The sequence below is a fragment of the Streptomyces olivaceoviridis genome, assembly GCF_014650115.1.
Taxonomy (GTDB): domain Bacteria; phylum Actinomycetota; class Actinomycetes; order Streptomycetales; family Streptomycetaceae; genus Streptomyces; species Streptomyces olivaceoviridis.
In genome coordinates this window covers 1-18511 of record NZ_BMUI01000026.1, presented here as the reverse complement: position 1 = coordinate 18511, position 18511 = coordinate 1, and the positions used below count along the sequence as shown (strand labels likewise).

21 protein-coding genes are annotated in these 18511 nt (G+C 69.4%); 13 read left to right on the top strand and 8 right to left on the bottom strand.

Annotated features, from left to right (window positions below):
* Window positions 1-16: 16 nt before the first annotated feature.
* Window positions 17-952, top strand: coding sequence for an amino acid ABC transporter permease (locus tag IE273_RS34255; protein WP_014674933.1), 936 nt, complete (start codon window positions 17-19; stop codon window positions 950-952).
* Between the two features lie 50 nt (window positions 953-1002).
* The gene (locus tag IE273_RS34250) at window positions 1003-1755 is read left to right on the top strand and encodes an amino acid ABC transporter ATP-binding protein (RefSeq protein WP_058084024.1); all 753 of its coding nucleotides are present in this window, start codon (window positions 1003-1005) and stop codon (window positions 1753-1755) included.
* A gap of 189 nt (window positions 1756-1944) precedes the next feature.
* Here IE273_RS34250 and IE273_RS34245 read toward each other — a convergent pair whose 3' ends face one another.
* Window positions 1945-2703 carry a class I SAM-dependent methyltransferase gene (locus IE273_RS34245; RefSeq protein ID WP_189819027.1) on the bottom strand — a complete coding sequence of 253 codons (759 nt, stop codon included), beginning with the start codon at window positions 2701-2703 and terminating at the stop codon, window positions 1945-1947.
* Window positions 2704-2803: 100 nt separating this feature from the next.
* Between IE273_RS34245 and IE273_RS34240 the strand changes: the two genes are divergently transcribed.
* A complete protein-coding gene (locus tag IE273_RS34240; RefSeq protein WP_189819026.1) occupies window positions 2804-3433 on the top strand; it encodes a CGNR zinc finger domain-containing protein in 630 nt (209 codons plus the stop codon).
* Here the strand turns inward: IE273_RS34240 and sodX are convergent.
* On the bottom strand, window positions 3337-3771 hold the full coding sequence (sodX, locus tag IE273_RS34235; RefSeq protein WP_189819081.1) for a nickel-type superoxide dismutase maturation protease: 435 nt from the start codon (window positions 3769-3771) through the stop codon (window positions 3337-3339). The genes IE273_RS34240 and sodX overlap by 97 nt on opposite strands.
* Before the next feature lie 145 nt (window positions 3772-3916).
* On the opposite strand from sodX, the gene sodN reads away from it, so the two are divergent.
* Window positions 3917-4312 carry a superoxide dismutase, Ni gene (sodN, locus tag IE273_RS34230; RefSeq protein WP_030339082.1) on the top strand — a complete coding sequence of 132 codons (396 nt, stop codon included), beginning with the start codon at window positions 3917-3919 and terminating at the stop codon, window positions 4310-4312.
* A 7-nt stretch (window positions 4313-4319) separates the two neighbouring features.
* On the opposite strand, the gene IE273_RS34225 is transcribed toward sodN, so the two are convergent.
* Window positions 4320-5474, bottom strand: a complete 1155-nt coding sequence (locus IE273_RS34225) for a tyrosine-type recombinase/integrase (protein ID WP_189819025.1) — start codon at window positions 5472-5474, stop codon at window positions 4320-4322.
* Between the two features lie 24 nt (window positions 5475-5498).
* The gene (locus IE273_RS34220; protein ID WP_189819024.1) at window positions 5499-5999 is read right to left on the bottom strand and encodes a helix-turn-helix transcriptional regulator; all 501 of its coding nucleotides are present in this window, start codon (window positions 5997-5999) and stop codon (window positions 5499-5501) included.
* A 121-nt stretch (window positions 6000-6120) separates the two neighbouring features.
* On the opposite strand from IE273_RS34220, the gene IE273_RS34215 reads away from it, so the two are divergent.
* From IE273_RS34215 to IE273_RS34200, 4 genes are all read left to right on the top strand, one after another.
* Entirely contained in the window at window positions 6121-6315 is a 195-nt protein-coding gene (locus IE273_RS34215) for a helix-turn-helix transcriptional regulator (protein WP_030207232.1), read from the top strand.
* 520 nt (window positions 6316-6835) lie between these two features.
* Window positions 6836-8101 (top strand): DUF3631 domain-containing protein, encoded by a 1266-nt coding sequence (locus IE273_RS34210; RefSeq protein ID WP_189819023.1) that lies wholly within the window; start codon window positions 6836-6838, stop codon window positions 8099-8101.
* A 315-nt stretch (window positions 8102-8416) separates the two neighbouring features.
* On the top strand, window positions 8417-8968 hold the full coding sequence (locus IE273_RS34205) for a MobC domain-containing protein (RefSeq protein ID WP_189819022.1): 552 nt from the start codon (window positions 8417-8419) through the stop codon (window positions 8966-8968).
* Window positions 8958-10655 carry a relaxase/mobilization nuclease domain-containing protein gene (locus tag IE273_RS34200; protein ID WP_189819021.1) on the top strand — a complete coding sequence of 566 codons (1698 nt, stop codon included), beginning with the start codon at window positions 8958-8960 and terminating at the stop codon, window positions 10653-10655. The genes IE273_RS34205 and IE273_RS34200 overlap by 11 nt, the downstream gene beginning before the upstream one ends.
* A gap of 49 nt (window positions 10656-10704) precedes the next feature.
* Here the strand turns inward: IE273_RS34200 and IE273_RS34195 are convergent, their stop codons facing one another.
* A complete protein-coding gene (locus tag IE273_RS34195; protein ID WP_189819020.1) occupies window positions 10705-11238 on the bottom strand; it encodes an SMI1/KNR4 family protein in 534 nt (177 codons plus the stop codon).
* A gap of 84 nt (window positions 11239-11322) precedes the next feature.
* Window positions 11323-11988 carry a hypothetical protein gene (locus IE273_RS34190; RefSeq protein WP_189819019.1) on the bottom strand — a complete coding sequence of 222 codons (666 nt, stop codon included), beginning with the start codon at window positions 11986-11988 and terminating at the stop codon, window positions 11323-11325.
* A gap of 293 nt (window positions 11989-12281) precedes the next feature.
* Here IE273_RS34190 and IE273_RS34185 point away from each other — a divergent pair, with 293 nt between their 5' ends.
* The gene (locus tag IE273_RS34185; RefSeq protein WP_189819018.1) at window positions 12282-12821 is read left to right on the top strand and encodes a hypothetical protein; all 540 of its coding nucleotides are present in this window, start codon (window positions 12282-12284) and stop codon (window positions 12819-12821) included.
* A 169-nt stretch (window positions 12822-12990) separates the two neighbouring features.
* Entirely contained in the window at window positions 12991-14124 is a 1134-nt protein-coding gene (locus tag IE273_RS34180) for an SMI1/KNR4 family protein (RefSeq protein WP_229887828.1), read from the top strand.
* A gap of 2 nt (window positions 14125-14126) precedes the next feature.
* Here IE273_RS34180 and IE273_RS34175 read toward each other — a convergent pair whose 3' ends face one another.
* Together IE273_RS34175 and IE273_RS34170 are read right to left on the bottom strand one after the other, a co-directional pair.
* Window positions 14127-14945: a class I SAM-dependent methyltransferase gene (locus IE273_RS34175; RefSeq protein WP_189819017.1), complete on the bottom strand. Its 819-nt coding sequence runs from the start codon at window positions 14943-14945 to the stop codon at window positions 14127-14129.
* Window positions 14942-16279, bottom strand: coding sequence for a helix-turn-helix domain-containing protein (locus tag IE273_RS34170; RefSeq protein WP_189819079.1), 1338 nt, complete (start codon window positions 16277-16279; stop codon window positions 14942-14944). Before IE273_RS34170 ends, IE273_RS34175 begins: the two co-directional genes overlap by 4 nt.
* 104 nt (window positions 16280-16383) lie before the next feature.
* On the opposite strand from IE273_RS34170, the gene IE273_RS34165 reads away from it, so the two are divergent.
* From IE273_RS34165 to IE273_RS34155, 3 genes are read left to right on the top strand one after another with little or no spacing between them, the layout of a single operon-like run.
* A complete protein-coding gene (locus IE273_RS34165) occupies window positions 16384-16884 on the top strand; it encodes an ATP-binding protein (RefSeq protein WP_189819016.1) in 501 nt (166 codons plus the stop codon).
* The gene (locus IE273_RS34160) at window positions 16881-17996 is read left to right on the top strand and encodes a hypothetical protein (protein ID WP_189819015.1); all 1116 of its coding nucleotides are present in this window, start codon (window positions 16881-16883) and stop codon (window positions 17994-17996) included. The genes IE273_RS34165 and IE273_RS34160 overlap by 4 nt, the downstream gene beginning before the upstream one ends.
* Complete coding sequence (locus tag IE273_RS34155) at window positions 17993-18358, top strand: ASCH domain-containing protein (RefSeq protein ID WP_189819014.1); 366 nt, start codon at window positions 17993-17995, stop codon at window positions 18356-18358. The genes IE273_RS34160 and IE273_RS34155 overlap by 4 nt, the downstream gene beginning before the upstream one ends.
* Window positions 18359-18511: the final 153 nt, after the last annotated feature.

Here is an 18511-nt window from a genome sequence, read left to right as displayed (position 1 = left end):
CTGAGAGGCAATTCCCGTGACTGACATCGACAAGACGGCGGGGCCGGTGGACACGCCCCCGGCCGGCGCGGAGGCCATCAAGGCCATTCCGGTCCGGCACTACGGACGCTATGTCTCCGCCGTCATCGCGATCGCGCTCCTCGTCGCGATCATCTACGCGTTCGGCCAGGGCCGGATCAACTGGCACGCGGTGCCGGACTACTTCTTCGACGACCGGATCCTCACCGGTGTCGGCAAGACCCTCCTGCTGACGGTGCTGTCGATGCTGATCGGCATCGTCGGCGGCATCGTCCTCGCGGTGATGCGGCTGTCGAAGAACCCGGTGACCTCGTCCATCGCCTGGTTCTACATCTGGTTCTTCCGCGGTACCCCGGTCCTGGTCCAGCTGTTCCTCTGGTTCAACCTGGGCCTGGTCTTCGAGTACATCAACCTGATGCCGTTCTACAAGGACTACTGGTCGAACTTCATGACGCCGCTGCTGACGGCGTTGCTCGGCCTGGGCCTGAACGAGGCGGCGTACATGGCCGAGATCTGCCGGGCGGGCCTGCTGGCGGTGGACGAGGGCCAGACCGAGGCGGCCCACGCGCTCGGCATGAGCCACGGCAAGACGCTGCGCCGGGTGGTCATCCCGCAGGCGATGCGCGTGATCGTGCCGCCGACGGGCAACGAAGTGATCAACATGCTGAAGACGACCTCGCTCGTGGCGGCCGTCCAGTATCCCGAGCTGTTCCGCTACGCCCAGGACATCGGCCAGAACTCCGGCGCCCCGGTGGAGATGTACTTCCTCGCCGCGGCCTGGTACCTGATCATGACCTCGGTGCTGAGCGTCGGCCAGTACTACATCGAGCGGTACTACGCCCGCGGCTCCAGCCGCCAGTTGCCGCCGACGCCGTGGCAGAAGGTGAAGACCAACATGCTCTCCCTGGGCCGGCCTAAGGGAGGCATGGCATGACCGACAAGCTGAGCAAGAAGCAGGACACCCCGGCCAAGGGCACCGTCCCGATGGTCAAGGCGCAGGACGTCCACAAGTCCTTCGGCCATGTCGAGGTGCTGAAGGGCATCGACCTGGAGGTCAAGCCGGGCGAGGTGTTCTGCCTCATCGGCCCCTCCGGTTCCGGCAAGTCGACCTTCCTGCGGTGCATCAACCACCTGGAGAAGATCAACGCCGGGCGGCTGTACGTCGACGGCGAGCTGGTCGGCTACCGCCAGCAGGGCGACAAGCTGTACGAGCTGCGCGACCGCGAGGTCGCGATGAAGCGCCGCGACATCGGCATGGTCTTCCAGCGCTTCAACCTGTTCCCGCACATGACGGCCGTGGAGAACGTCATGGAGGCGCCGGTGCAGGTCAAGGGCGCGAACCGGGCACAGGCCAAGGAGCGCGCCATGCAGCTGCTGGAGCGCGTGGGCCTGGCCGACCGGGCCGGGCACTACCCCTCGCAGCTCTCCGGCGGCCAGCAGCAGCGCGTGGCGATCGCCCGGGCGCTGGCGATGGACCCGAAGCTGATGCTGTTCGACGAGCCGACCTCGGCCCTGGACCCGGAGCTGGTCGGTGACGTCCTGGACGTCATGCGGGACCTCGCCGAGTCCGGCATGACCATGGTCGTCGTCACCCACGAGATGGGCTTCGCCCGCGAGGTGGGCGACAGCCTGGTGTTCATGGACGACGGTGTGGTGGTGGAATCCGGCCACCCGCGGGACGTCCTGACGAACCCGCAGCACGAGCGGACGCAGTCGTTCCTGTCCAAGGTGCTCTGAAACAAGCGCTCTGGGACAGGTGCGCCGACGCGGGTGCTCCGGCGCCACACCGGGCGAGGGCGGTACGGGACCCCCGTACCGCCCTCGCCCGTCAGACGGGCGTTCAGCCGGGGACCGCGACGGGTGCCAGGGGACGCGGAAGAGGCGGTACGACTGCTCGTACCGCCTCTGTGCGTGCCGGGCGCCGGGCTACTTGACGGCGAGGAGCAGCGTGTCGGAGGGCGAGCACCACACCGGCCGGGCCTCGCCGAAGCCCTGGGCGAGCAGGGTGCGCGCGTGCCACGCCGCCGACGGCACGTCCCCGTCCGCGTGTTCGCCGTAGATCTCGAAGCGGCGGGCGGTCGGCTCGGCGAGGACCGGGTCCTGGGCGGCGAGCTGCCACCAGTCCGCCCAGTCCAGGGCGCCGTCCCGCTTGGCCTGATCCATGCGGGCGTGGCGCTGGGCGCGCTCGGCCGCGTTGATCCGGGGCGTGGTGTCGTCGATCATGTGGTCCGCGTTCATGAAGACACCGCCGTCGCGGACCAGCCCCGCGACCTGACCGTAGAGGGCCGCGAGGGGTTCGCTGTGCAGCCAGTGGAGGGCCGTGGCGGTCAGTACGGCGTCGTAGGAGTCGTACGGCAGCCCGGCCGGCCAGTCGGGGTCCTTGAGGTCGGCGTTGACGAGGCAGACCCGGTCGTCGCCGGCGAAGGTGCCGTGGGCTATGGCGAGCAGCGCGGGGTCGAGGTCGACGCCGGTGCTGGTGGCGTCGGGGAAGCGTCGCAGCAGCCGGGCGGTGATGCTGCCGGTGCCGCACGCGAGGTCCAGCACGCGGGGGGCCGTGCCCACGAGCGCCTCGACCATGTCGAGCATGATCCGGAACCGTTCCTCACGGTCCGGCATGTACCACTCCTGCTGCCGGTCCCAGCTCTCCTGCCAAGCCGCCCAGTCGGTTCCGGTACTCGTCGTCATGGAACCCCGACTCCCCTCGGTTCGCGTAATACCCTGGAAGCACGACCGGCTGTTACCCGACCGCAGACCCGACGATAAAGCGCCTCCGTAAGGACTACAAGTGGAACTGGCCTATTACTCGGATTACGCCGTACGTCTCGTCAACAGCGAGGAACCGGCCCGGGGCAGGGACACCCTGACCACGGTCGAGGCCGTCCGCGATCTCTTCGGCGACAACTCGTCGGCGGCCCGCCGCGCCACCGACGCCGACGTCACACGCTTCCGCTCGGTCCGGGCGCGGCTGCGCGGGGTCTTCGAGGCCGCCGACCGGGGCGACGAGACCCTGGCCGTGGACCTGCTGAACTCCCTGCTGCTGGAGTTCCCGGTCAGCCCGCAGATCTCCGGGCACGACCACCGCGACGAGGACGGCCGCCCGCTGTGGCACATGCACCTGGCCGACCACCCGTCCAACGCCACCGCCGGCTACGCGGCGATCGCGGCGATGGGCCTGGCCTTCCACCTCACCGAGTACGGCGTCGACCGGCTCGGCCTGTGCGAGGCCGCCCCGTGCCGCAACGCCTACCTGGACACCTCGACCAACCGCTCCCGCCGCTACTGCTCGGACCGCTGCGCCACCCGCGCCAACGTCGCCGCCTACCGGGCCCGCAAGCGCCTGGAGGCCGACCGGTCGGGCAGCAGCGGCCTCGCCGCCGAGAGCGCCCAGCGCAGCAGCGCGAGCGGCGAGCGCTGACCGGCCCGCAGCGGGCGGAACCGGAACCTGGCCGTCCCGAGGATCAGCTCCTCGGGCACGACCCCGTAGTCGGTGCTGTCCCCGCCCGCGTACGGGTTGTCGCCGAGCACCCACCAGCCGCCCTCGCGCCGCTCCACGGCACGCTTGACGACCAGCAGGTCCTGCTGGAACGGATGACGCAGGACCACGACGTCCCCGGGCCTGACCGCACCTCCGTACCGCACGAGCAGCTGATCCCCGTGATGCAGCGTGGGCACCATGGACGGGCCGGTCACCTCGGCCAGTCCGAAGGGCGCCACGGCCCTCCCCCGTTCGGTCTCCTGCGACAGCTCCGGCATCCCCGGCACCTCCCCGGTCCGTTCCTCCACCAGTCTCAGTCTCACCCTGGACTTTTGTCCTAAGCCCTAGGGGGCACCCGAGAAATCGCCTTCCACAGGGAGTAATGTCGCACCTGAGAAGACGATCACGAGGAAGGAATGCTCCATGCTTTCCCGCCTGTTTGCCCCCAAGGTCAAGGTCAGCGCCCACTGCGACCTGCCCTGCGGCGTGTACGACCCGGCCCAGGCCCGCATCGAGGCGGAGTCGGTGAAGGCCGTCCAGGAGAAGATGGCCGGTAACGACGACCCCCACTTCCAGGCGCGCGCCACCGTCATCAAGGAGCAGCGCGCGGAGCTGGCCAAGCACCACGTCTCCGTGCTCTGGAGCGACTACTTCAAGGCCCCGCACTTCGAGAAGTACCCGGAGCTGCACCAGCTGGTCAACGACGCCCTGAAGGCCCTCTCGGCCGCCAAGGCGTCCACCGACCCGGCGACGGGCCAGAAGGCGCTGGACTACATCGCCCAGATCGACAAGATTTTCTGGGAGACCAAGAAGGCCTGATCTCTGGTTAGGCGTTCTGACCTGCGGTTTCGCGGGTAACGTCGCCTACCTGTCCGCACCCGGTCCGCAGGCCGCCGAGCACGGCGTCCATGACGGCCCGGGTGCGGTCTTCTTCCCCGGGCCAGAGGTGCGCGTAGATCCGCAGAGTGATGACGGCGGACGCGTGTCCGAGGACCAGCTGCACCTGCTTGACGCTCGCGCCGCCGGCGATGAGCGCGGAGGCGTAGAAGTGCCGCAGGTCGTGGGTGACCATGTGCGGCAGCTCGACGGGCTTACGGCCCTCCCGCTCGGCGGCCCCGTTCTCGGCCGCCTGGAGCGCCTTGCGGGCGCCATTCCACTCGGTCTTCCAGCGCCGGTAGTTGAGCGGCTCGCCCTCCTCCATGGTGAACAGCCACTCCTTGGACGGACGCGCGGCAAGATGCCCGAGTAGCGCGTCGGTGACGACCTCGCCGACCGGAACCGTGCGCCGGGACTTGGCGGTCTTCGGCGGGCCGATCTTCCCCGACTGGAGCCGCTGCCGCTCGACGCGGATGGCGCCGGCCTTGAAGTCGACGTCCGACACCTTGAGGCCGAGCAACTCGCCTATTCGCAAGCCTGATCCGGCGAGCGTGACGATGGCCGCGCGGATGTACGGCGGCATCACGCGGGCCATGGCCTCGACCTGCTCGACCGTGGGCGGGGTGACCTCCTCGTCCGACGTGGGCGGGAGGGTGATCCGGCGACACGGGCTGGACGCGATGACCTTGTCCTCCACGGCCGCGGTCATGACGCGCACGAGGACGTCGTAGACGTTGCGCACGCTGCCGGGGCCGAGCTGGTCGGACAGGTGCTTGAAGAGCACCTGTATGTCGTTGCGGCGTATCGCCGCCATGGACCGGGCACCCAGCGCCGGTACGAGGTGCAGCCGGAGTGCGTTGTCGGTGATGCGCTCGCCCGCCTCGCTGGCGATGAGCGAGCCTTCCCACTTCTCGGCGTACTTCTCGAACGTCACGCGGCCGGCGCGGGGGTCAACGTACTGGCCGGTGACCATGCTGGCCGTGACCTCGTCGAGCCAGCGCTGGGCGTCGAGCTTCCGCTCGAAGTGGCGAGCGTGCTCCTTACCGTCGAGGTCGCGGTAGCGAGCACGCCATTTGCCGTTGGGGCGCTTCTGAATGTTGGCCAAGTGGCCTCTCCTTCGTGTCGGTTGTCAGCAGTGGCCGCCGTCCTCGATGTCGTTGCTGAGGGTGCGAGCGTCCCGCTCGTCGCCCATGAGGCGGAGGCACTGCTCGTGGATGGCCCGCGAGCTGTCGGGGTGGGCCTTGATGTGGTCGGCGATGGCGACCACGGCGCGGTGGAGGCGGTCGCGCGCGTCTCGGGCCTCGTAGAACGCTTCGACGGCCTCCTGAACGAGGCGCCGACTGTCGATGTCGAGCCCCTCAAGGGGCGGGGACATCAGCTCTTCGAGGGGGAGCTCGAAGACGCGGCTGAAGGCAAGGGCCTCGTCGAGGTTGATGCGCCGACGCGGCGTGCCGTTCTCGATGCGCCAGACCGCCGTCTGGTTCATCTTCACGCCGGCTCTGGTCACCCGATCAGCCAGCTCGGTCGTGCTCCACCCCCTGACCTCGCGCTCCAGGGCCACGCGCGCAGCCACATTCCCTTCGCTGTAGAGCAGCGGCACCTCGCCGCCCTCGGGCCTGTCGCCTGCCATCGAACCTCCATCGCCACCGTCGCTATCCCAATTGAAACATGGGCTTCCCGATTTGGTTAACCGCCGATCCCGAGGTACAACTCTATGCAGATCGAGTCGTCACCTAGCCGAATGGGAATGCATGCGATACCTGACCACCGCCGAGGTCGCCGAGCGCTACCGCACAGCCGAGAGCACCGTCCGGTACTGGCGCCAGATCAAGAAGGGGCCGCGCGGGATCAAGGTCGGCAAGCGGGTGCTCTACCCCGAGGCGGAGCTTCTGCGCTACGAGCGCACGCTGATCGACGGCCGAGACGAGTGGGGCCTGGCCTCATGAGCCGCCGCCAGGCGCGGACACAGCAACGGCCCCCGGCGCGCCAACGCCGAGGGCCGGAGATTCCCCTGCACGTCGCCCATCCCTGAACGAACGAACCGGTGAGGGGCGGGACCTTGCCCGTCCCGTCCCTCACCTGAGAGGAACGTCGATGGAGGACTCTACGTCCCCCGCCACCTCGAACACATCCCGCAAGGTCGTCTGGCCTGCTGCTGCGGTCCCTGGCCAGGGCATCCCGTGGCTCGGTCCGGACCGAGCGGACGGCCGGTCCGCCTCTCCGGGGACCGGCGATCGACCGGACCGTGCCGCTGGTCCGGTCGGTCCGGGACCGGACCGACCCGCGACCGAAACCCGGATCGAAGTTCCGGACAACCCGGACCAGGAACCCGGACCGACGGAGAACGCGCAGCTCAACGGCCTACCGGACCGGACCGGGAACCCGGACCACGGCCCTGGTCCGGAAGCCGAGGACCGGACGGAGAGTTCCGGTCAGTCGGACAGCGAACCCGGACCGCCGGTCCCGGTGGGCCACGGTGCTCCGGGGACGGTCCCCGAACCCGGACCGGGAACTGGGGACCGCGAGCACGCCGGTCCCAAGGCGGACCGAGACCAGGACGGGACCGTCGTACTGGACGAGCTGCGTGCCGCGATCGGCCGGTATGTAGTGCTGCCGAGCGAGGAGGCACTGACGGCGGTCACCTTGTGGGTGGCGGCCTCCCACATCCAGCCCGCCCTCCAACACGCGCCGCGCCTGGCGGTGGTGGGGCCGACCAAGGGCTGCGGCAAGTCCCGTGTGCTGGACGTGCTCCACGAGACCGTGCACAAGCCGATGATGACGGTGAACACCTCGCCGGCGGTGGTCTTCCGGATCATCGGCGAGGACCCGCCGACGCTGCTGGTGGACGAGGCCGACACCATTTTCGGCCCGAAGGCGGGCGACAAGGAGGACCTGCGTGGCCTGCTGAACGCCGGACACCAGCGCAACCGCCCTGCCTGGCGGATATCCGGCCCGGAGCACAAGCCGACCGCTTTCCCGACCTTTGCCATGGCCGCGCTGGCAGGCATCGGCGACCTGCCGGACACGATCATGGATCGCGCCGTCGTGCTCCGCATGCAGAAGCGCAAGCCCGGCGAGAAGGTCGCTCCCTTCCGCTCCCGGCACTCCGTCCCGGAACTGAACGCGCTGCGCGACCGGCTGGCCGCGTGGCTGACCCCACTGCGCGGGGCAGCGCACCGGCTGGTGCCACCGATGCCGGTCGAAGACCGGGCCGCGGACACCTGGGAGCCCCTGGTGATCGTCGCTGACCTGGCTGGCGGCCACTGGCCCGCGCAGGCCCGTGCCGCCTGCCTGGCGATGACCCGGAACGAGGTGGTCCAGGACGAGCAGACGACGCTGAAGACCCGGTTGCTCCGGGACATCCGCCGCGTGTTCGAGCAACAGGGCGACCAGGAGGCGCTGCGCAGCCACGACCTGCTCGCCGCCCTCATCCAGGATGCCGAGGCACCCTGGGCCGAGTACGGCACCAAGGGCCTGAACGCCTACCACCTGGCCAATCTGCTGCGCGACTTCGGCATCAGTCCGGCCAACCACCGTTTCGAGAATGGCAGGCAGGCGAAGGCGTACGCCCGCAACCAGTTCGCCGACGCCTGGGCCCGCTACTGCCCCGCCCCCGCAGCAGGTGAGGCCGCGCCCCCACGTCGAGCCCAGGGCAACCCACCGACCCCTCCGTTCGGGACCCTGCCCATAGGTCCGCCCGGCGGGCCCGCCAGCCCGAGGCCCACTCGCTGACACCAGCTCCGTATCAATCCGTCGCATCCGTCCCCGCGCAGGTCAGCGCGGGGACGGAGTTCCTCGCCGATACGGATCACTCCGTACCTGCGACCGCCTCCGTACCTGTCCTGACCAGCTACGGGACGGATGCGACGGACGTGACGAAGCCTCACCCCACACGACCACCGGAGCACCACCATGCCCGACACGAGCACTGACAACGCCCCCACCCGCCGCCGCAAGGGATTCTTCGGCCTGACCCGCCGATCAGCAGCAAGCTAGAGCGAACGAGCCTCTAACGAGGCTTCGTCCGCGCTTGCCCCCGCCCCAGGGGTGGCGGAGGAGGAGGCCGAGCGCCAGGGGGCGCCCGAGCAGAAAGGGGTCATAGCCGACTCCGCCGCCCTCCGCTCCCAGACACCGACCGGCATCCAACCGCCTGTCGAGCAGCCCTCCTGGCGGGACCTCGACGCCCCCGCCCTGCCCGCACTGATGAACCGCAAGCGCACCGTGGAGAAGCGCGACCAGGAGAAGACCATCCGCTTCACACGGACAGCGGTCGGCGTGATCAGCACCGCCGCCCACCAGCGCGGTCAGAAGTTCGCCGGATTCGTCGGCGACGCCGCCCTCGCCGTCGCCCTCGGCAAGGCGGGGCTGGTCGGTAGCCCGGAGGACGACCCGGTCCGCCCGCTGATCGAGGCTGTCGAGGCGCACACGGTCGCGCTGAACCGCATCGGCGGCAACCTCAACCAGATCACCGCAGCCATCCACCGAGGAACAGTGCCCGAGCGCGCCGAGGCGGTGCTGGACCGCGTCGAGCAAGCTGCCGAGAGCAGCTACCGACTGATCGACCAGCTCCTGACGGAAGGCACCGCGCATGGTTCCTGACGTCTCCACCGGCTCCGACACCCGCGGACTGATCGTCTACCTCTTCGGCCCCGGCCGCCGAGACGAACACACGGACCCTCACATCGTCGCCGCCTGGGACATGGCCGGCGCCCCCGACCCGGGCCGCAACCCGACAGCCACCTACTCCCAGCTCGCCAAGCGCCTCGACCACCACGTCGACCTGCGCACCCGCGAGCTGGGCGGCAAGAAACCGCCCCAGCACGTCTGGCACTGCCCGGTCCGCACCGCGCCCGGCGACCGCTACCTCACCGATACCGAGTGGGCCGAGGTCGCCCGCCGCATCGTTCACGCCACCGGCATCGCCCCCGAAGGCGACGAGAAGGCATGCCGGTGGATCGCGGTGCGCCACGCCGACGACCACATCCACATCATGGCCACCACCGTCCGCGCCGACGGGCGCCGTCCGCGCACCCAGCGCGACGGCCAGCGGGCCCAAGCCGAATGCCGCAAGATCGAAGCCGAGTTCGGCCTGCGCCGCCTGAAGTCCGGCGACCTCACCGCGCCCCGCACCCCCACCGGCGCCGAACGCGCCAAGGCCGAGCGCCAGGGCCAGACGGTCACGGCACGGCACTGGCTGCGCGAGCAGGCGTACGCGGTCGCCGCCGCCGTACGAACCGAAGCCGACTACTTCACCGTGCTGCAGTCCCTCGGCATCAAGGTCAAAACCCGCATCGGCCCCGAGACCGGCGACGTGATCGGCTACAGCCTCGCCGCCCCTGGCGACACCAACGCGGCCGGCGAACCCATCTGGTACGGCGGCTCGAAACTCGCCCCCGACCTCTCCATCAACCGCCTACGCGAACGCCTCCCCGACCAGAAGGTGGCCGATCACCCGCGGTATGTGGCGGACCCCACCGACCCATGGCGCCACACCACCACCGCCATCCACACGGCACGCACCGTCCTCGACTCCGGTGACGATGCCGCCGCCCAGGGCCACCTGGCCGCCTTCGGCGATGCCCTGTACAACAGCGCCAGCGCCACGACCGGCCCACACCGAGCGGAACTACGGGCGGCGGCCATGGCGTTCAACCGAGCCCGCCGCTCCGCCACCCGCGCCGACCACCAAGCCGCCACCGCACTGCGCAAGGCCGCCAAGGAACTCGCCTACGCCTCCAACGAGCCGGGCGGCCTCGCCATCGCCCTACTCTTCGCCACCCTGCACCTGGCCCGCGCCGCCGCCAAGTGGCACGAACAGCGCGGCCACGAACAGCAGGCCGCTGCGGTCGAAGAAGCCCTCCGCCACCTCCAGGCGGGCTACCAGCAGGCCGCCACACCCGTCCTGGCTGACCTGACCCGCCGCGCACCGCGAGCCGTAACCGCCCGCCGCTACGAGCAGGACGTGCGCGCGGCCCTCCCCAACCACGCCGACCGGATCCTCGCCGACCCCACTTGGACCGCCCTGACCACCACCCTCGCCCACGCCGAAACCGCCGGCCACAACCCCCGACGCCTCCTGGCCGAAGTGGGCACCCACCGGGAACTCGACAGCGCCGACCACCTGGCCGAGGTCCTGAACTGGCGCATCACCGCTCAGCCGAACCGGCGGACGCAAGCCGCTCGCAGCCGAAGCACCACCAGCGGCACCTCGGCCAGGTCCGCCACGCCACACCCTCCGGCCAAAACAGTGACCACGAGGCCCGAAGAACGCAGTCGACACCGCTGACCCCGGCCCGGTGCCCCGCCACACCTCGTGGCAGGGCACCGGGCCCGGCTCAACGGCAGAGCTCCATGATCGTGTCGTCGAAGTCAGGAAACTCCTGTGTGGCCTGCGCGATGATCGCCGCTGCCGACGCGCGGCGGTCCGGAGCGAATTGCTCCGCGATAGCCGCCAGGTCGCGATTGACCCGGGGAGCCCAATCCGGCTCGGGCTCGTATGAGGTGGCTGCTTCCCACGGGCCGAAGCCATCAGCCAGCAGCCACAGGAAGGCACCCAGGTCACGAGCGACGACGCCTGTCTCTCCTTCGGAGCCCAGAAAGACAACCGGCTGCTCGACCAGTTCCCGGCCTGGACGAACCAGCCAGAACGCTGCGTTCCCGCCGGTGCCGTCCTGGCCGAATACACGGAAGTCGTCGCCGTTCAGCTCGCCGTTGCCTGTCCACGCGCGGAACCACTCTGTGGTCTCATCGGCACCCAGGAAGGACTCATACGGTTCGAAGTCGACACCATCCTCGCCCATGCACTCGAGCCGGACCGCCATGGCAGCGGCGAGCGGGGAGGGGAACTGGCGATCTCCGTTCGCGATCATGCGAGGAGAGTAGCGATCGGTTTGGGCTTGGCAGCACCACCTGGTCCATATCCACCCCAGCCGAGACGAGGTTAAACGACAAGGTCAGCCATCGTCGTCCACGCCTCCTCGCAGCCCCCACTCATCGAGGCCTGAGTAGACCACTGCGATGCGCCCCCTGGGAAAGTCGAACGACGTGGCCTCCCCGCTATAGAGAGCCACCAGCGAATCGGGCCCTCTCCACCAGGTGTCCGCCAGGCCCATCACCTCGCGCACCGGCGCATAGCCGTTCAGGTCGATGCCATCGACGTCATCACCAACGAGCTTGGTGACCTGCCTTGCCCACATGGATGCGTGGTGAGCCAAAGCGAGCGACTCCACCCAGCCCTCGATGGTCGCGTGGAGGGGTGCCCATTCATCTCCCTGGATACCGAAGTCACCAGACGGACTGATCATGAATGAGTAGGGGACTGCGGTCCGCTGCATTCCAGCTTCGAACCACCACCCCGCGGAGTCTGCTTCGGGCGAGTCCGGATCGAGGTACTTGGGGCCTCCGTCGTACTGCGGTGCGGGCGGCAAGAGCAGACCGCCCCATCGCTCTTGGTAGGCCGCCATTCGATCGATCACCGCTGCTGGGATGTCCCGCTCAAGCCACCACTGCCTGTGCCCCTCGACGGGGCGAACGTCGACCTTGACGCCATGCGCGGCGACAAAGGATCGCGCTCGTCGGGTCAGGCCGTCGGGCACATCGTTGATGAGGTGAAGATTCACCCGAGGGACGCTACCCAGCAGCCGTGGGGAAGAGCATGCCGGGGGCCAACCTCCGTACCCAAAAGCGGCTCTCCCCGGTCCATGGCCCTATCCCGCACGTCTGAACCTCCGAAGCTGCCGATAGACGCCAGCGGACAAGCCCCCGCGCTCCTCCACGATCGACCCACCACCACCTACCCGGTCGGGCACTGACACCAGCCGGTCTTCCGGTATCCGCACGCACTGCCACATCGCAGTGCAATAGTTCTGCGACCTGATCAACACACCCAAACCCGCCATACTTCGGAGCCATCATGCGTAAGGCCGCCCTGTCCGCTGCCGCCCTCGTCATCGCCTTCGCGGCCATGACGGCATGCGGGTCGGGGAGCGATCAGAAGAACGACCAGCCGAAGAACACCACCACTGCAACCGCTGGCGTCCCGACCAAGCCTGCAGCAAAGGAGCTCACCGCGAGCGACGCCTTCAAGGTCATTTCCGCCAAGGTCGCGTCCGCCAAGCTCTCGGGAGTTGTCACCGAGGACGACGACCCGAACCATCTCCTCGGCCGCCCCAACCAGTACACCAGCAAGGTCACGTTCACGGACTCCCGTATCAAGGTCGACGAGGTAGCCGGCGCGGAGCCCGGCAGCGTCGGGCTCGGCGGAGCGATCGAGGTCTTCACGACCGCAGCCGACGCCGAGGCGCGCGCCAACTACATCCAGAACGTCACCAAGGGCATGCCCATGCTCTCTGAGTACGACTTTGTCAGCGGCACCGTGCTCATCCGCGTCAGCCACTACCTCACCCCGGCCCAGGCGGCCGACTACAAGGCCGCTGCCGCCGCCCTCGGGTAGTCGCCACCACGCCGGCAGACCTGCCAATCGCCCCACTCCGGGCGGACACTGCAGGGAGCCCGAACGGCGCCGAGGTCGTCGCAGTCCGTCGCAGCGAATGCGCGATGAGGCAGCGGACTGCCACAGCGTCCTGGCGTGTGCGGCCGTACCGCTCACTACGCTGGCAGACGTGAACACGCCGTCGACGCCCCGCCTGACCCTGGAAGCCGCCCGTGCCCTTCAGGGCATGCTCCGAACCGAGATCGGGCCAGGGCTCACCGAGCGAGAGCTCGACGCGGTCGAGACGCGGTTCGGCTTCACTTTCTCGGCCGACCACCGTGTCTTCCTCTCCGCCGGGCTCCCGCACGGCTCGTCACGGTGGCCGGACTGGCGCGACGGCGACCCCGAGGACCTGGCCGGGCGGCTGGCGTGGCCGGTGGAGGGCGTGCTCTTCGACGTGGAGCACAACGGGTTCTGGCATCCCGCCTGGCCGTCGAGGCCGGCGGAGACGTCCGAGGCACTGCGCGTCGCGAGGACTGAGCTGGAGAGCGTGCCGCGACTGGTCCCGGTCTACGGACACCGCTACCTGCCTGGCACGGCGGGCGAGCACGGGCACCCCGTCCTGTCCGTCTACCAGACCGACATCATCCTGTACGGGAACGACCTCGCCGACTATATCCACCACGAGTTCGCCGGCCGATCGAGCGGCCTCCTCGCTCGTACGACAGTCGACTTCTGGTCGTACTTCGTCGAGGGCGGTCCGGGCATCGACGTCTCCCTGCCCACGCCGTTCACGCCGTACGCCACGACCGCGCAGGAGGCCATCGACTGCTTCCGGATGCTGGCCCTGGAACGCCTGATCGGCCGCCGGCACCACCCAGAGCAGCTCATCGAAGCCGGCCTCACGGCCCTGGTTCTCGACGTCGAGACGGAGTCTCTCCCCCTCCTCGCTGGCCTGTCACGCTCCGAGCACGCGCAGGCCGACGCCTTCTTCGGCCAGGTGCTGGACGAACTCGGCCTGCTCCAGGACCTCCCGGCCGACACCACCGACCTCCCGTGGGAAGCGGCGCGCTGGGAACTCGTCCGCTGGTGGCTCCGGCTGATCGTGAACGGCAGCCTGGACGCCGGCGCCGGCGGTGACCTGATCACGTACGAAGGATGGGGCGCACTGGCCCGCCCGCAGTCACTCAGACCCCTGGTCGACAAGACCGACGCCTACAACGACTGGGCAGCGATCCAACGCGGCGACCGGGAACCTCTAGCGGAAGAGATCACCGAGGAGGCGGGACGCCTGCTCGCCGGGCCCTGGCCGCCACTGGGCTGACCTCACCGGCGGCAGACGAGGATGCCGCCAAGGCAGGTGATCTCGTACGCGCCATTGCGGGCGATGTCGTCGGCGACGAGGGCACGGGCCCGGTCGATGGTCGCGTCGAAGGGCACGTCGTGCTGGTCCGACCAGGCGCGATAAGAGGCCATGTGAGCGATGACCGGCTCGGGGTCGCGGACCGTGATGGTCCCCGGCAGTTCGGTGACCTCCACCTGTCCGAACTCCTCGCCGAGGAAGGCCGGGGCCTTCTCCAGGGAGAACCGGGCACTGAGCGAGATGCGGGCAGGGCCTCGTTCGATTCCGAGGACGTCGCCGGCGGCCCGCTGCCAGAGGTCGTCGAGTTCGGCCTTGTCGCGGTCGCTGTTGGTGGAGGCGACCACTAGCCCGTCACGGGCGACGACACGGGCCAGTTCCCTGACCGCCTGGGGAATGTCGGGCACGTGGTACAGCATGTGGAGCGCGAGAGCGGCGTCGATGCTGCCCGCCGCCAGCGGAAGCCGCGTGGCGTCCGCCACGGCAACCGGGCCAGGGACGCCGGCGAGGATGCCGGGAGCGATGTCGAGGCCGAGCAGGGACAGGTCCGGGCGGTCCTGACGGAGCCGTTGGATGAACTTGCCGTTGCCGCAGCCGATGTCGACAACGCGCCCGCGTACGTTGCCCAGCCGCTCGGCGACGAGGCCGGGCAGGTCGTACCGGGGCGTCTGCCACTGGTAGAGCGACTGCCGGGCGGCCAGGTCCCGGTCTCCGTTGTAGGCGCTGCCCGCCAGGCGGGTCCGGTCGGTGACAGCAGCGTCGTGGGCGGCGGACAGGTCGGTCACGTCGGCAACTCCGGTGGGTGGGCGGCGGGCAGGGACGCACGGACGGCCGTGTGCTGGAGTCGTTCGCGCAGGTGCACTGCCTGCGCGGCTCCACCGTACTGCGGCCCTTCCAGCTCCCGCCCGAGAACGGTGAGCCGGCGCACGATACTGGCCGACATGCGCTCCGGCGAGGACTGGAGCACGAAGCCGAGCATCTCCTCCGTGCCATCCAGGTCGCCCAGGAGCAGGTGCCCGCGGGCGAGGTCGAGGTGCGCGGCGAACAGATCACCGACCGACTGGTCATCTCCGTCCGCGCTGCGATAGAGGCGGATCGCCGTCTCCGCGCTGATGATGGCCCGGTGGATGTGTTCCTGCCCGCCCACGGCCAAGAGGGTCGTTCCGGCATAAGCGAACTGCTTGGCCGCAGGGAAGTCGAAGACTCCCAGCACCTCTTCCCCACCCGAGATCGCCTCGCGCGATCGTTCGGCATCCGACAGGGCAGCGAGCGCACCTGCCGTGTCGCCGACTATCGCCAACGCCCGCGCCTCCAGACTCGCCAGCCGTGCGCCGATGCTGCCACTTGCCCTGTGCCGACGGCCGACCTGGGCCAGCCGGGCCGCCTGCTCGTACCGCCCGGTCCAGTACGCGATCAACGACTCCACGGACCGTACCCAGGCCAGCATCCCCTCGTGCCCAGCCGCTTCGGCACAGGCGCGTGCGGTACGGGCGTGGGTGGCGGCGGAGTCGTAGTCACCGAGGTCGAGGCAGACGTGCGCGGACAGGCCACAGAGGCGAGAGGCAGAGAGGTAGAGGTCGGTGGTCTGTCGGGGGTGCTGGCGCCCGCGCAGCAGCGCGAAGGCCCCGTTCCGTAACCGCCTGATCTCGACGTACTGCTCCATCAACGGGTGGCTGACGTACGTACGGGCGAGCCGGCCGACGTCTGCCTCCAACTGTTCCACGACGAACTCGTCGGCGTTCCGCTGCGCGATGAAGCGGGCGAAGTCCGCCGACCGCACCGCGTCCTCAGAGAGTGGGTCTCCACGGACGTGGGTGTCTTCGGGCGGCAGCACCGGCGGCACAATCTCGACCTCGGCGGTATCGGACCCGTCCCGCTGCCCCTTGCTGACGGCAACGGCTTGGTCGAGCACGGCGACATCGACACTGAAGACCTGCGCCAGGTAATTCCGGGTGTAGGGAACAGGAACTCGGGCTTCGCGCTCGTAGCGCCCGATCTCCTTGCCGGTCTTCGCGGAGCGCCCCTCCAGGGCGTTGTACTCGTCGGCGACCCGCTGCTGGCTCCAGCCGCGCGCGGTACGCAGCCGGACGAGCAAGGCGCCGATCCCGGTGTCGCCCATGCCGTCCCCCAGGAACACGTGACCTCTGGCCCCCATAGTGGCCCCCGTCTTGGCCCCCGTGCTGGCTCCCGACCCAAATGAGTTAAGTCGCTTTGCTGTTGACCATGGCAAGCAGACTCACCAACGAGGCGACCGATACCGCCCCGGATCTCCTTCCGAGCACGGGTCGGCACCGCACCATGCTGTTCCCCCGCCGCCGGACCACACCGCGTACCGCTCGCGACTTCGTCGCCGCCACGCTGACCGAATGGGGTGAGACGAGCCGCCTCGACGACATGCGGCTGTGCACCTCGGAACTCGTCACGAACGCCGTGCTTCATGGAGCACCCGTGGGACGTCTCGTCCTCGTGCGTGTCGGCTCCCTCGATGACCAACTGCGCATCGAGGTCCACGACGCCGGCGACGACACTCCGATCCAGCGCGATCCCGGGGAGTCCGCCGTCGACGGCCGTGGCCTGCTGATCGTCTCGGCTACGGCGGACAGTTGGGGCGTGAAGGAGCGGACGGGCCCCGGAAAGTGCGTCTGGGCCGCATTCGACCGTGCCAAGAACGGGGCCACGCCCCTGCCGCCCCGCATCACCGTCCCCCAGGGAGACACCTCGTGACCACGCACCCCGTCTCGCCGAACACCGTTCTCGCCAACGCCCTCCACCACGCCGAGGACGTCCTGACCCCACGCATCCTGGCTGCCCCGCCCGAGCGGATCGTGCTGGTCGTCGGCACTCAGATCAACGGCGCCCCGCACATCGGCACCTCGCTCGTGCAGTCCCTGGCCTTCGCCATGGCCGCCCGCCTGCGCGACCGCTTCGGTCTCCCCACCGAGGTGCTCTTCAGCGCCCTCGACAACGCCCCGTACGAGCTGGCCACCGACCCGGCCAGCGGCAACCGCTACCAGCGCGCCTACGCCCAGGCCCTCGGCGAGCAGGCCCTGATCGACCTCGTCACCGCCCTCTACCAGCCCCTCTTCACCGCTCTGTCCAGGCGTCTGGGCATCCCGCACCGCATCGAGACGTACACCCATCAGCAGGCCGGCGAGCACTACCGCCGCACGTGGCTCCGACTCCTCCCCCGCATCGACGCCGCCCGCTGGTGGCTCGCCCCCTCCACCGGTACCCCGCACCTCCGCGTCCCCTGCCCACACCCCGACTGCGGCTGGGCTGAGAAGCACGCCGAACGCACCCGGGTCCGCCTCACCGGGCCCGAGTCGGCGGTGGTCTCCGCCGTCTGCCTCCACCACGGCCCGTACGAGGCCACCATCACGCCCACCGCCGGCGGCTACCTCGACCTGGCCACCCTCTACCGCAACCTGGTCAAGGAACTCGCCCTGACCAGCCCCCAGGGCACCCTGCACGTCATGGTCAAGGGCGGCGACTGGGTCTTCGGCTCCCACCTCGTCGACGAGGCCCTCCAGGCCGTGGGCCTCACCCGCGCCCAGCTGCCGGCCCGCCTGTTCTGCCCCCAGGTCGTCACCGACACCGGCGCCAAGCTGTCGAAATCCCTCATACGAGAAGGCCGTGCCCCCTTGCCCGAGGGCGCCGCCCCTTGGATGCTCGACACCCGACAGTGGCCCGGCACCGTCACCGAGTACGCCGACCAACTGCTCGCCATGACCGAGACCCTGCTCTCCGACCCCCGCCACTTCTTCCGCTCGTACTCGGCCGCCGAGATCGGCCGCCTGATCACTGCACCGTCCCCCAGGAGCGTTCCCTCCCGATGACCGACCGCACCGCCCGCGTCCGCGAGCTCAACCTCTACCGCCAGTACTTCGAGCTCGTCGCCGCGGGCACCAAGACCATCGAGGTGCGGGTCAAGTACCCGCACCTCGCGGACCTCGCCGCCGGCGACACCATCCGCTTCCGCATCAAGGGCACCGACGAGACCTGCGACGTCGAAGTCCTCCGCGTCACCGAGTACCCCAACTTCGAAGCCCTCCTCGACGGCGAGGGCCCGTCCAACGTCAACCCGACCGCCACCCGCGACCAACAACTCGCCAACATCCGCACCATCTACGGCCCCGAAAAGGAAGCCCTCGGCGCCCTCGCGATCGAGATAAGGCTGTCTGCTGCGACCAGGGGCTAAGAAGCCACCGTCTCGCCCGAGCTTGGAGACTTGCGCAAAGAGTGGCCTTTGACACCATGTGCGAGGTACACGCGCCCCACAGACCCAGGGCATCCCTAGCCTCACGCTTTCACGAGGTGGCATGTCCGAGGCTTGATCAGAAACGCGAGAAGT

What these genes read in the sequence shown, in the direction of transcription:
- IE273_RS34170 (WP_189819079.1), bottom strand. Translation starts at nt 16,279, where the DNA reads ATGGGCGACACCGGGATCGGCGCCTTGCTCGTCCGGCTGCGTACCGCG.
- IE273_RS34155 (WP_189819014.1), top strand. Translation starts at nt 17,993, where the DNA reads ATGACCGACCGCACCGCCCGCGTCCGCGAGCTCAACCTCTACCGCCAG.
- IE273_RS34215 (WP_030207232.1), top strand. Translation starts at nt 6,121, where the DNA reads ATGCGATACCTGACCACCGCCGAGGTCGCCGAGCGCTACCGCACAGCC.
- IE273_RS34195 (WP_189819020.1), bottom strand. Translation starts at nt 11,238, where the DNA reads ATGATCGCGAACGGAGATCGCCAGTTCCCCTCCCCGCTCGCCGCTGCC.
- IE273_RS34200 (WP_189819021.1), top strand. Translation starts at nt 8,958, where the DNA reads ATGGTTCCTGACGTCTCCACCGGCTCCGACACCCGCGGACTGATCGTC.
- IE273_RS34250 (WP_058084024.1), top strand. Translation starts at nt 1,003, where the DNA reads ATGGTCAAGGCGCAGGACGTCCACAAGTCCTTCGGCCATGTCGAGGTG.
- IE273_RS34220 (WP_189819024.1), bottom strand. Translation starts at nt 5,999, where the DNA reads ATGGCAGGCGACAGGCCCGAGGGCGGCGAGGTGCCGCTGCTCTACAGC.
- IE273_RS34165 (WP_189819016.1), top strand. Translation starts at nt 16,384, where the DNA reads ATGGCAAGCAGACTCACCAACGAGGCGACCGATACCGCCCCGGATCTC.
- IE273_RS34245 (WP_189819027.1), bottom strand. Translation starts at nt 2,703, where the DNA reads ATGACGACGAGTACCGGAACCGACTGGGCGGCTTGGCAGGAGAGCTGG.
- sodN (WP_030339082.1), top strand. Translation starts at nt 3,917, where the DNA reads ATGCTTTCCCGCCTGTTTGCCCCCAAGGTCAAGGTCAGCGCCCACTGC.
- sodX (WP_189819081.1), bottom strand. Translation starts at nt 3,771, where the DNA reads ATGCCGGAGCTGTCGCAGGAGACCGAACGGGGGAGGGCCGTGGCGCCC.
- IE273_RS34185 (WP_189819018.1), top strand. Translation starts at nt 12,282, where the DNA reads ATGCGTAAGGCCGCCCTGTCCGCTGCCGCCCTCGTCATCGCCTTCGCG.